12 protein-coding genes are annotated in these 11,769 nt (G+C 67.6%); 6 read left to right on the top strand and 6 right to left on the bottom strand.

Annotation, left to right across the window (positions count from 1 at the left end; translation table 11 throughout):
* Positions 1–19 precede the first annotated feature (19 nt).
* Both QLQ83_RS11325 and QLQ83_RS11330 read left to right on the top strand, forming a co-directional pair.
* Positions 20–1,015, top strand: a complete 996-nt coding sequence (locus QLQ83_RS11325; protein ID WP_282735633.1) for an amidoligase family protein — start codon at positions 20–22, stop codon at positions 1,013–1,015.
* Positions 1,012–1,698 carry a gamma-glutamyl-gamma-aminobutyrate hydrolase family protein gene (locus QLQ83_RS11330; protein ID WP_282735634.1) on the top strand — a complete coding sequence of 229 codons (687 nt, stop codon included), beginning with the start codon at positions 1,012–1,014 and terminating at the stop codon, positions 1,696–1,698. Before QLQ83_RS11325 ends, QLQ83_RS11330 begins: the two co-directional genes overlap by 4 nt.
* 120 nt (positions 1,699–1,818) lie before the next feature.
* Here the strand turns inward: QLQ83_RS11330 and QLQ83_RS11335 are convergent, their stop codons facing one another.
* Positions 1,819–2,250 carry an OsmC family protein gene (locus QLQ83_RS11335; RefSeq protein ID WP_282735635.1) on the bottom strand — a complete coding sequence of 144 codons (432 nt, stop codon included), beginning with the start codon at positions 2,248–2,250 and terminating at the stop codon, positions 1,819–1,821.
* 155 nt (positions 2,251–2,405) lie between these two features.
* On the opposite strand from QLQ83_RS11335, the gene QLQ83_RS11340 reads away from it, so the two are divergent.
* A complete protein-coding gene (locus QLQ83_RS11340; protein WP_282735636.1) occupies positions 2,406–3,290 on the top strand; it encodes an aldo/keto reductase in 885 nt (294 codons plus the stop codon).
* 15 nt (positions 3,291–3,305) lie between these two features.
* On the opposite strand, the gene QLQ83_RS11345 is transcribed toward QLQ83_RS11340, so the two are convergent.
* Positions 3,306–3,851 carry a DUF1415 domain-containing protein gene (locus QLQ83_RS11345; protein ID WP_282735637.1) on the bottom strand — a complete coding sequence of 182 codons (546 nt, stop codon included), beginning with the start codon at positions 3,849–3,851 and terminating at the stop codon, positions 3,306–3,308.
* Positions 3,852–3,913: 62 nt separating this feature from the next.
* Positions 3,914–4,624, bottom strand: coding sequence for a deoxyribonuclease V (gene nfi / locus QLQ83_RS11350; protein WP_282735638.1), 711 nt, complete (start codon positions 4,622–4,624; stop codon positions 3,914–3,916).
* A 75-nt stretch (positions 4,625–4,699) separates the two neighbouring features.
* Between nfi and QLQ83_RS11355 the strand changes: the two genes are divergently transcribed.
* Both QLQ83_RS11355 and QLQ83_RS11360 read left to right on the top strand, forming a co-directional pair.
* A complete protein-coding gene (locus tag QLQ83_RS11355) occupies positions 4,700–5,968 on the top strand; it encodes an exonuclease SbcCD subunit D (protein WP_282735639.1) in 1,269 nt (422 codons plus the stop codon).
* Positions 5,965–9,270: an AAA family ATPase gene (locus QLQ83_RS11360; RefSeq protein ID WP_282735640.1), complete on the top strand. Its 3,306-nt coding sequence runs from the start codon at positions 5,965–5,967 to the stop codon at positions 9,268–9,270. Before QLQ83_RS11355 ends, QLQ83_RS11360 begins: the two co-directional genes overlap by 4 nt.
* Positions 9,271–9,316: 46 nt before the next feature.
* On the opposite strand, the gene QLQ83_RS11365 is transcribed toward QLQ83_RS11360, so the two are convergent.
* Positions 9,317–9,511, bottom strand: a complete 195-nt coding sequence (locus tag QLQ83_RS11365) for a hypothetical protein (RefSeq protein ID WP_282735641.1) — start codon at positions 9,509–9,511, stop codon at positions 9,317–9,319.
* 100 nt (positions 9,512–9,611) lie between these two features.
* Positions 9,612–10,130 (bottom strand): peroxiredoxin-like family protein, encoded by a 519-nt coding sequence (locus QLQ83_RS11370; protein WP_282735642.1) that lies wholly within the window; start codon positions 10,128–10,130, stop codon positions 9,612–9,614.
* A 238-nt stretch (positions 10,131–10,368) separates the two neighbouring features.
* Here QLQ83_RS11370 and QLQ83_RS11375 point away from each other — a divergent pair, with 238 nt between their 5' ends.
* Positions 10,369–11,301 carry a formate/nitrite transporter family protein gene (locus QLQ83_RS11375; protein WP_282735643.1) on the top strand — a complete coding sequence of 311 codons (933 nt, stop codon included), beginning with the start codon at positions 10,369–10,371 and terminating at the stop codon, positions 11,299–11,301.
* 51 nt (positions 11,302–11,352) lie between these two features.
* Here the strand turns inward: QLQ83_RS11375 and QLQ83_RS11380 are convergent, their stop codons facing one another.
* Positions 11,353–11,703, bottom strand: coding sequence for a DUF3147 family protein (locus tag QLQ83_RS11380; RefSeq protein ID WP_282735644.1), 351 nt, complete (start codon positions 11,701–11,703; stop codon positions 11,353–11,355).
* Positions 11,704–11,769: the final 66 nt, after the last annotated feature.

Raw genomic sequence — 11,769 nt, forward strand, 5'->3', positions numbered from 1 at the left:
TGTCCTACAGGATGCCGTCATGACGCCGCAACCGCCACCCGAACCCCGCAATGTCGACGGCGAGACGCGTCGCGTCGGCGTCGAGATCGAGTTCGCCGGCCTGCCCCCCCGGGAGACGGCCGAACTGGTGCGCGAGCTGTTCGGCGGCGAGATCGAGACCCTCAGCCCCCATCGCCTCAAGGTCGTCGACACCCGCTGGGGCGTGTTCGGCATCGAGCTGGACACCCAGTACGCCCATCCCGATCAGACCGTGGTGGATGCCGAGGCGGCCGGCGACAGCGAGTGGGAGCGCATGCGCCTGGACTTCCATGCCCGGACCCGGGAGCTGATCGGCGACGTGGTCACCGGCCTGGTGCCCACCGAGATCGTCTGCCCGCCGGTGCCCTGGGACGAGCTGGAGGAACTCGACGCCCTCTTCGAGGCGCTGCGCACCCATGGGGCCAAGGGCACCGACGCCAGCCTGCTCTATGGCTTCGGCCTGCACCTCAACCCCGAGGTGCCGAGCCTCGAGGTCGAGAGCCTGCTGGCCTACCTGCGCGCCTACCTGCTGAGCGCCGCCTGGCTGCGCGAGCAGATCCACGTGGACATCACCCGCGAGGTACTGCCGCATGCCAATCCCTTCCCTAGAGCCTATGCCCTCAGGGTGCTGGACCCGGACTATGCCCCGGACCTGGACACCCTGATCGACGACTACCTGGCCGACAACCCGACCCGCAACCGTGAGCTGGACCTGTTCCCGCTGTTCGCCCACCTGCGCCCGGAGCATCCCCACGAGCTCTTGAGCGACAAGCTGGTCAAGGCGCGCCCGACCTTCCACTACCGCCTGCCCAATGCCCAGCTTTCCGAGCCCGGCTGGGGGGCGGTGACGGAGTGGAACCGCTGGCTGGAGGTCGAGCGCCTGGCCACCACCCCGGAGACCCTGGCCGAGCGCAGCGCGCAGTTTCTCGCCCGGCACCGCCCCTCGGCGCCACGCCGCTGGCTGACCCGCCTGCGCCGCTGGGTGTCTCGCCGATGAGCCGTACGACGCGTCCCCTGATCGGCATCACCACCTCCGACGCCAAGAGCCGGATCGCCTGGTGGTTCGACTGGTTTGCCGTCTGGCGCCACGGCGGTCGACCGCGGCGGCTGTCACCCTCGCGCCCCTTCCCCGAGGCGCTCGATGGCCTGATCATCGGCGGCGGCGACGATATCCAGGCCCACCTCTACGACGACGAGGTACGCCTGGACGTCCGCGTCGACCCGCAGCGCGACGAACTCGAGCTCGAGCTGCTGGAACGCTTCATCCCGCTGGGCAAGCCCGTACTGGGCATCTGCCGCGGCGCCCAGCTGATCAACGTCTACCAGGGCGGCACCCTGGACCCGGACATCTACACCACCCACGAGGGTCTCAAGCGCCGCCGCACCGTGCTGCCGCGCAAGACTGTGGACATCGTCGCCGACAGCCAGCTGCATCGCATCCTCGAGGTGAGCTGGTGTCGCATCAACAGCCTGCACCACCAGGCGGTGCAACGGACGGGAAAGGGCATCGAGATCGTCGCCCGGGACCGCGATGGCCTGGTGCAGGGCATCGAGTCCCGCGACCACGAGTTCCTGATCGGCGTGCAGTGGCATCCCGAGTGGCTGGTCTTCAACCGCCCCCAGCAGCGGTTGATCCGCGCCCTGGTGAAGGCCGCCCAGCGCGGCATCGCCTCGCCGTAGCGCCCCCGGGACAAGAGCAGCGCCCGGGACAAGCGCGATACCCGACACAAGACGCCGGGGCCACCTCACGGTGGCCCCGGCGCGATGATACCTGCCCGGCCGGTCAGGCCGGCGCCGGGCTCAGTTTTCCAGCGTCGCCGACAGGCTGATCTCGGCGTTGAACAGCTTGGAAACGGGGCACCCTTCCTTGGCCTTGTCGGCCGCGTCCTGGAAGGTCGCCTCGTCGGCGCCCGGAATCTTCGCCACGGTGTCGAGATGGATGGCGGAGATGGCGAAACCGCCCTCGACCTCCTCCAGGGACACCTTCGCCTCGGTGGCGATGCGCTCGGCGGTCAGGCCGGCCTCGCCCAGGATCAGCGACAGGGCCATGGAGTAGCAGCTCGCATGGGCGGCGCCGATCAGCTCCTCGGGGTTGGAGCCCGCCTCGCCCTCGAAGCGCTTGGCGAAGCTGTAGGGGACGTCCTGGATCGCGCCGCTCTGGGTGGAGACCGTCCCCTTGCCGTCCTTGAGGCCGCCCTGCCAGACGGCGCTGCCGGATTTCTTGATGCTCATGTCGACTCCTTCTCGTTGTCAGGGGTAACTTGCTGCCTCTTCACCATACACCATGGGGATGCCCTCCTCCTGAGGCAAGGTCGATTGCATCGGCGACCGCCAGCAACCAGACTATATGAAAAATATTTCCACACACCTTGTATCAGGAGATACCCATGCCGACACCACCCAGCGTGCGACTCCCCGCCACCGCCCATGAACCGGCCCGCGACCTGCCGGCCATCGGCCAGGGCACCTGGTACATGGGCGAGGGGCTGGCCCCGCGCCGCGACGAGGTGCGCGCCCTGCAGCATGGCCTGGCCCAGGGCCTCACCCTGATCGACACCGCCGAGATGTATGGCGACGGCGGCGCCGAGGAGGTGGTGGGCGAGGCGCTCGCGGGGCGTCGCGACGAGGCCTTGCTGGTCTCCAAGGTCTACCCCTGGAACGCCGGGCGCGACAGCGCCATCGCCGCCTGCGAGGCGAGCCTCGCCCGCCTGCACACCGACCACCTCGACCTCTACCTGCTGCACTGGCCGGGCAACATCCCGCTGGAGGAGACCCTGGAGGCCTTCGAGCGGCTGCAGGAGGCAGGCAAGATCCGCCGCTTCGGCGTCTCCAACTTCGACGTGGACGAGATGGCCGCACTGACCGCCCTGCCCGGGGGCGCGGCCTGCGCGGTGAACCAGGTGCTCTACCATCTGGGCTCGCGGGGCATCGAGCACTCGCTGTTGCCCTGGCAGCGCCAGCGTGGCATCCCCACCATGGCCTACTGCCCCCTGGCCCAGGCCGGCACGCTGCGCCGCGACCTGCTCGGCCATCCCGAGGTGGAGGGAATCGCCGACGAACTCGGCATCACGCCCACCCAGCTGCTGCTGGCCTGGGCGATCCGCCCTATCGACGGCGCCAGGGACGTGATCGCCATACCCAAGGCCACCCGGCTCGCGCACGTGGAACAGAACGCCGCCGCCCTGGCGGTCGAGCTGGATGCCGAGAGCCTGGCCCGCCTCGACGCCGCCTTCCCGGCGCCGGACCGCAAGACGCCGCTGGATATCGTCTAGGCTCGGCCCTGCAACCTAGCCGCGCAGCCTGGCCAGGGCATCGGAGAGGGCCTCATGGCCCAGCTCACGCATCGCCGCGATATTTCGCTCGGGGATCCCCGCCGGGTCCGGGTGGTGGGCCAGGGCCCGCTCCAGCCCTTCCTCGCGCAGCAGGTGCCACATAGGGAAGGGGGAACGGTTGGTGAAGTTGGCGGGGTCCTCCGGCTCGGCGTCCGCGAAGACGTAGTCCGGGTGGAAGCTCGCCAGCTGGTAGGTGCCCTCGAAGCCCTGCTCCGCCAGCAGCGCCTCGGCGACGGCCAGCAGGTCCAGGTAGTCGTCGAAGTCGTCGAGCCCCTCGGTGAGCACCAGCAGCGTGGTCTCCACCTCGGGGGTGGCGTCCAGGTGGCGGCACTCGTCGAACAGCGCCAGCAGTGCCGCCTCGCGGTCCGAGGCCGGCACCGCCACATAGCGGATGGTGTCGCGGGCCACCTCGCGGCCGGCGAAGGGACAGACATCGCGGGCGACCACGAAGGTCTCCACCCAGGCCCGGGTGGCGGCAAGGGGATCGGGGGATGCGGTCATGGTCGCCTCGTTCAGGGAAGGGAGCGAAAGAAGGGAGCGGCAGTATAGCCCAGGCGGCCACCCTACCCTACCCGCCCCCGCCGCGAGGCCAGGCGATCCGCCAGCCGGGTCGGCTCCGGCAGCTTGGTAGGGCCCAGGCATCGGATGACCCACGCAAGCGACGTGGGCAGCGACACCCGATGCCCCGGCGAGACGAAGATCGGCTTCACCTTCACCCGCGAGCGCAGCACCGCGCCAATCACCTCGTCTTCCGGCCCATCCACCAGCGGCGTCCAGTCGCCCCGCGCCGGGCCCGGCTCGCCGTGGCGCCCGCACAGCCGCGACTTGGCCACGCCGATGGTGGGCAGGTCGAGCCAGAGCCCCAGGTGGCTGGCCACGCCGATCCGCCGCGGATGGGCGATGCCCTGGCCATCCACCATCACCAACTCGGGCCACACGGTCAGTTCATCGAAGGCCGCCACCGCCGCCGGCACCTCGCGAAACGACAAGAGCCCCGGCACATAGGGCATGCGCGTCGGCTCGCGATGCACCACCTGCTCCACTATCTCCAGGGTGGCCGGCTCGAACTCGCCTGACGCACCCGGCGGCCAGGCCAGCACCACCACCGCCGCGCGGGTGATCTCGCCACCCTGCTCGAAGCCGATATCCACGCCGGCGAGATGTCGCACCGGCTCCAGGCGGTCGGCACGTTCCACGCGAGAGGCCAGCCGCTTCTGCAGGGCGATGGCCTCGCTCGGGGCGAGGTTCCAGTCGTGCAAGGGGGAAATGGACATCCTGGCTCCCTGATTCGTCGGTGTCGCTCGGGTTAGACTACGGCTTTTGCCGCGTGACGGAACACCGGGGAGCCGATGCTGAAACTGATCCATACCGCCGACTGGCACCTGGGCCAGAGCTTCCATGGCCAGGAGCGCCACGTCGAGCACCGCGCCTTCCTCGCCTGGCTGCTCGACACCCTGGTGGCGCACCGTGCCGATGCCCTGCTGGTGGCCGGCGACATCTTCGACGTGGTCAACCCCTCGCTGCGTGCCCAGGAACTGCTGTACGACTTTATCGTTTCCGCCCACGAGCGACTCCCCGGGCTCGACATCGTGCTGATCGCCGGCAACCATGACAGCGGCAACCGCATCGAGCTGCCCGCCCCGCTGATGCGCCGGCTGCGCACCCATGCCCTGGGCCGGGTCCGCTGGCTGGACGACGGCACCCTGGACGCCGAGCACCTGCTGGTCCCGCTGACCAACGAGGACGGCGAGACCCGCGCCTGGTGCCTGGCACTGCCCTTCCTGCGCCCCGCCGAGGTCACCGGCAACGGCATCGCGCCCCCCCACGGCGAGGAAGGCAACGACTATGTCGCCGGCATCAGCCGCGTCCACACCCAGCTGGTCGAGGCCGCCCGCGCCCGGCGCCGGCCCGGCCAGGCGCTGGTGGCGATGAGCCACGCCCACCTGCACGGCGCGGCCATTTCCGAGGCCAGCGAGCGACCCATCGTGATCGGCGGCGAGGAATCGATCTCCGCCGCCCTCTTCCCGCCGGAAATCGCCTACGTGGCGCTGGGGCATCTTCATCGCGCCCAGCGGGTCGGCGAGGCGCGCATCCGCTACAGCGGCAGCCCCCTGCCGCTGGACTTCAGCGAGGTCGCCTACCCCCACCAGGTGGTGGAGGTGACCCTGGACGGCGAGTCGCTGGCCGCGACCGAGGCGATTGCCGTGCCACGCCCGGTGGCCATGCACCGCATCGGCCCGGGCCCGCTGGATCGGATACTGGCCGAACTCGAGGCCCTGGAAGATAACCCGGCCCTTGCACGCGAGCGCTGGCCCTGGCTGGAGGTGCGCGTGGAGCTCGATGCCCCGATCCCCGACCTGCGCGCCCGGGTGGAGGCAGCGCTTGCCGACAAGGCGCTGCGCCTGCTGCGCCTGGAGCGCCGCCTGCCCCGAGTCGAGGGCAAGGCGACGTCGGCGAGGGTCGACCTGGCGACCCTCGGTCCGCGCAAGCTCTTCGAGCGCACCTGGGAGGCACGCTGGGGCCAGCCGCCGGACGACGACGTGCTCGCCGACTTCGACCGGCTGCGCCAGGAGGTGCTCGATGCCGACGACGAGGCCGCCGAGGAGGGTCGCCCATGAGGATCCTCGCCCTGCGCCTGGAGAACCTGGCCTCGTTGCCCGGCCCGCTCGAGCTCGACTTCACCGCCGCCCCGCTGCGCGATGCCGGCCTCTTCGCCATCACCGGCCCCACCGGGGCCGGCAAGAGCACCCTGCTCGATGCACTGTGCCTGGCGCTCTACGGCGGCACGCCGCGGCTGCGCCAGGCACCAGCACGGGACAGCCAGATCGACGACACCCCGGACTCCACCCTGACCACCAGCGACCCGCGCACCCTGCTGCGCCGCGGGACCGCCGCCGGCTTCGCCGAGGTGGACTTCCTGGGCCGCGACGGGCGTCGTTATCGCGCCCGCTGGGCGGTGCGCCGCGCCAGGGAGAAGGTCGGCGGCAAGCTGCAGAAGGCCGAACAGTCGCTGCGCGACCTCGAGGACGACCGCCTGATCACCACCCAGAAGCGTGAGTTCGACCGCCTGCTGCCGGAACGCCTGGGGCTCACCTTCGACCAGTTCACCCGCGCCGTGCTGCTCGCCCAGAGCGAGTTCGCCGCCTTCCTCCAGGCCGACGACAACGAACGCAGTGACCTGCTGGAGCGTCTCACCGGCACCGCCGAGTACTCGGCGATCTCCATGGCCGCCTACCGCCGTGCCAGCGAGGCCAGAAAGGCCGTGGAGGTCCTGGAAGCGAGGCTCGCCGATGACCTGCCCGCCGAGCCCGAGGCTCGCGCCGAGCTGGAGCGCGCCGCCAAGGCCACCCGGCAAGCACTCGCTGACCTGCAGGCCCAGGCGGAGTCGCTCAAGGCACAGCGCCGCTGGCACGATGACGATGCCCGCCTGCACGAGGCATACCGCCAGGGCCAGGCACAACAGCGGGCGGCCCAGGAGGCGTGGCAAGCGCTCGCTCACCTGCGTGCCGAACGCGAGTGGCGCCGGCTGATTGCCCCGCGGCGCCACGCCCTGCTACGTCGGAGCGAACTGCCCGAGGAGATCGCCGCCCTGGAGGCGAGCCACGCCGGGACCCTGAAGGCACGGGAGGCCGCCGGCACCGAGCAGCAGGCGGCGGAGACCGCCCGGACGCAGGCCGAGCAGGCGTTGAGCGAGGCCTCTGATGCCCGCCGCCGGGCCGAGCCCGAACTGCGCGAGGCCCGCGACGAGGCCCAGCGCCTCGCCACACGGGAGAAGCAGCTCGCCGACCTGGAGGCGGCCCGCACCCGCCAGCAGGCACAGGCCGAGCGGCTGGCCCGCGAGCAGCGCAAGGCCGAGGCGAACCAGCAGGCCCGACAGCGGCAGCGCGACGACTGGCAGGCAACCCTGACGCGGTGGGTGGGCGCTCACTCCTGCCTCGACGAGGCCCGGCAGGCCGCCCAGCGGGATCACGACCAGGCCGCCCGTCGTCATTTGGCCCTGGGCGAGCTGGCCAGCCGCTGGCAGGAACTCGGCCGTACCGAGCAGGCCCTGACCCGCCTGGCCGGCCAGGTCAGCGACGACCAGGCCCGCCGTGACAGGCTGCTGGAAGAGGGTCAGCGCGCCCGTCAGCACCTGGACAGGGCCCAGCACCACCTCGACAGCGTCGCCGCGCTGATCGAACGCAGCCGCGCCGTGCGCAGCGAGAGCGTGGTGCGGCTGCGCGATACCCTCCAGGAAGGGGACCCCTGCCCGGTGTGCGGCGGCCTGGATCATCCCTTCCGCCAGCACCCACCAACCAGCAGCGAGGCCGCTCAGCTCGCCGCCCAGGAAGCGGAGGAAGCGCGCCAGCTCGACGAGGCCCGGCAGGCCCGCGACACGGCCCAGCAACAACGTGACGAGCTGGTGGGCGAGTACCGCGCCGTGGAGGCCGCCCTCACCCGGCACCGGCAGGACCGGGAAGCGGCCGAGCGGCAATGGGCCGCGGCCCGCCAGGCCCTGGAGGCGCACCCCCTCCAGGAGGAACTCGCCGCCATCGCCGAACCCGAGCGCGAAGGCTGGCTGCAGGCCCAGCGAGAACGGAGCGACACTCTACGCCGGCAGGAGCGGCAGCGCCTGGACGAACTGGCCCGGGCCGAAGCCGAGCTGGCCCCGCTGGAACAAGCGCTCCAGGAGGGCCGGGTGGCGCTGGCGCGCCTGGAGGCCGAGAAGGCAGGGGCCGATAGGCAGCTGGCCGAGTTGGACGAGCAGCTGCCTCCACTGCGAAAAGAGCGCGACGCGCTCGCCCGCCGGCTCGCCGACCGGCTCGGCGAGTATGCCTCACCGGATGCCTGGCAGCAGCGGCTCGACGCCTGCCAGGAGAGCGCCCGCCAGGCGCGAGACAACGCCCAGGGGCGTCTGCACGAGGCCCAGCGTGAGCACCAGCGCCTCGCCCAGCAGGTGGAGCACGAAGCCAGGCAGCTCGACCAGCGGCGCAACGAGCAGGAGACCCTGGCCCGCGAGCTGGCCGACTGGCGCCAGGCCCACCCCGAGCTGACCGATGCCACCCTGGCGCGGCTGATGGCCCAGTCCGAGGAGGACGCCCGGCACGAGGAGCAGCGGATCGAGGCGGCCGACCAGACCCGCCAGCGCGCCGCCGCCACCCTGGCCGAGCGACGCGACGCCCTGCTGCGCCACAGACGTGACCAGGGGCTGACCGAGGACGACAGCGACGAAGCGCTGTTGGCCGACGACGTTGCCGACACGCTGCGACGCCGCCGGGAGGCCCTGGAGGAGGCCCAGGCGGAGCTGGCCCCCCGCCTGGACGAGGCCCAGCGGGCCCGCGACAACGCCGCCTTCGCCCTGAGCGACGATGATCGAAGGCGCGAGCGCCGCAAGGCCGGCCAGGCCGAGCTGGACGCCGCCCAGGCCGAGTACCGCCGCTGGGGGCAGATCGGCGAGCTGATCGGCTCCGCCGACGGCAAGGTCTTCCGTCGCATCGCCCAGGCCTACAACCTTGAGCAGCTCCTCGAGCATGCCAACGCCCACCTGGCCGGCCTCAGCCGCCGCTACCGGCTGGTGCGCGGCGGCAGCCCCCTGGGCCTGCTGGTGGAAGACTTCGATATGGGCGACGAGCGCCGCTCGGTGCACTCGCTCTCGGGCGGAGAGACCTTCCTGGTCTCGCTGGCCCTCGCTCTGGGGCTGGCCTCCATGGCGTCGGGGGAACTCACCATCGAGTCGCTGTTCATCGACGAGGGCTTCGGCAGCCTCGACCCGCAATCCCTGGCGCTGGCCATGGAGGCGCTGGATGGCCTGCAGGCCCTGGGCCGACGCGTGGGCGTGATCTCCCACGTGCAGGAGATGCACGAGCGCATTCCGGTGCAGATCCAGGTGGAGCCACTGGGTAACGGCACGAGTCGTGCAAGGTTGGCATATCCTCCTTGATTGAAGTGGTCCCCGAAATCAGGACCAGGCGTTATGCTCTGATCCGTTACTCTTCGAGTTCCGCTAAAGCCGTGGTGACGGCTTCGGCATACTGGCCTTCCGTCAGTCCCCAATCGCTTAGCATTTTCGAGTCCGGTGTTTCATTTGTTGCGGCGCGTAGCGCTTCGGTGGTTTTTTGCTCAAAACAATGTTTGGCATACGCCTTCGTCTGCGGGTCATTCAACTGGTCGATAAGTTGCATGTTGGCTCCTCATGATAGCCGGGTTATAAAGTCACGTCGTCCAAAAAAAAAATGGCTTGGCCCCTCTGAGGCGGAACGGTGGCGGCTTTTTTATCGCTAATCACCCAGTACCACGGGGTGGGTAATCCTTTTCCTGGATAACGCCTATTCCCTTCTTGATCATCTCCAGATCGGGACGACAAAAAGGGGCGCTGGAAATCTCAACGAAATGCAGCCCGCCATCCGGACGAAGGAAAAATAATGCCGGCTCGGTAAAGGGTTTATCGGTCTCTGTACGATCCATAGGAGTAGAGATATAAAGCCCTAAATTCCGTGCCTGATCGATACCAAGGCCATACGCAACCTCGAAATCCAGATCCAATTCAGCGGCGAAGGTTTTGGCTTTTTCTTCAGGGTCAGTGGATACCGCGACGACCTGCACGTTCATTTCGTCGAAGTCCGCTTTCATCTCATTGATCTGGCTAAGATATTTCTTGCAGATAGGGCAATGCAGGCCCCGATAAACGACCAGCATTCGCCACTTCCCCTCCGGTGGCCGTCCAAGGACCAATGCCTCACCACTGAGGGTTTGTAAGTAAATATCCGGAAATGGCGTATCGATTGTTGCCTGTCGTGACATGGTTAATCTCCTTTTTACTGCGTTACACCTTATCCATACTCCACGCCGACCTGATAAAAACCGATCGTTAGTGACACCAAGGCGCTACCTTCGCTACCAGTCTGAGAGACAGAGAGAGGCGTATCTGTGCGCTGCCACACAGAATGCAAAGTGGAGATGGATGATGGTGAAGCGGTCGCCGACGACATCGTCATGGCGAGACGCTACAAGCGCTTCTGGATGGTTAAAGGACGGCTGAATGAGTGACGTGGAAACCAATCGAGACACCTCCTCCGAAAAGAAAGCAAAGGAGGCCGCGGACGAGCACGAGTCTCGCGCCAATGTCCAGGATCGCGAATCCCTTGAACAGACGCCGACGTCGAGCGAAAAGTCACTGACTCGGAAAGAACGTGATACCGTAGCCGAACATGGCAATCTATCGGCGCTGACTCTCTACTCCATCACCCTGCGCGAGGGCGAAGAGGAGTTGCAGCGCCCGATAACCTCGCTCTGGTGGTCCGGTGTGGCAGCGGGGCTCGGGATTTCGACCTCAGTCCTCGTTGAGGGAATTATCCGCTCCAATCTGGGCTCAGATCACCCCTACCTGATATTGATTGAAAGCCTGGGCTACTCGTTCGGGTTTGTCCTCGTGATCCTGTGCCGGCTTCAACTGTTCACCGAGAACACCATCACCGTGGTGCTGCCGCTTCTGGCCCAGCCGACGCGCAGCCGGTTCTATTCTACCGCACGCCTTTGGGGAGTTGTGCTTGCGGCGAATTTGTGCGGCACGTTTATTACTGCCGCCATCGGCATCCACGGGGGCATCCTTACCGTCGACACCCTCGCGGCGATCCTTGAGATATCGCACCACTTGGCAACGCTGACCCCGGCCGAGACACTTTTGCGAGGTATTCCCTCAGGCTTTTTCATAGCTGCTATGGTGTGGATGCTGCCCTCGGCGAAGAGATCCGAAGTGCTGGTTATCGTCATGTTTACCTGGCTGATTGCGGCGGGTGACTTCACCCACGTGATTGCCGGATCATACGAGATCTTTACTTTGGTACTCAATGGGGAAATGAATATTTTTACCGCCTTGATCTACCATGTTTCTCCGGTACTCATCGGTAACATTATCGGCGGTACAGGGTTGTTCGCGATGCTCGCCTATGGCCAGGTTCATGAAGAAATGTGATACGGCGCCCTTGGGGCGCAACGGAAAGAAGGTCCGTCCCAAATATTTTACTCAAAGCTCGAGGTCGTAGTGATGCAGTACCGTTACCATCAGCCAGTAACAGATGGCGGTGATCCCGATCGACACCACGAGGCCGAGGTAGAAGTTGACCCCCTTCGCCAACAGGAGAGGCAACGCAATAAACAATGCCAGGGAGGGCAGGACCAGCCAGAACACGCTAGTGGCAAGCTCGCTGACCTTCCCGGCATCCCCCGTATCGATGTAGAGCCAGAGCATGGCCAAGACGGAAGTCAGCGGAATCGAAGCGATTACAGCGCCGACAAACGAGCTGCGCTTGGATATCTCTGTTATCAGCACCACCAGAACCGCGGTAATCGCCACTTTTGCAATGTAATAACCCAAGGTCTTCGACTCCTTGTGCCGGAAATCAACAACGCCATACACCCGGCCAGCTTCTCCTTATTGTCA

It is taken from the genome of Halomonas rhizosphaerae, assembly GCF_030010555.1.
Taxonomy (GTDB): domain Bacteria; phylum Pseudomonadota; class Gammaproteobacteria; order Pseudomonadales; family Halomonadaceae; genus Halomonas; species Halomonas rhizosphaerae.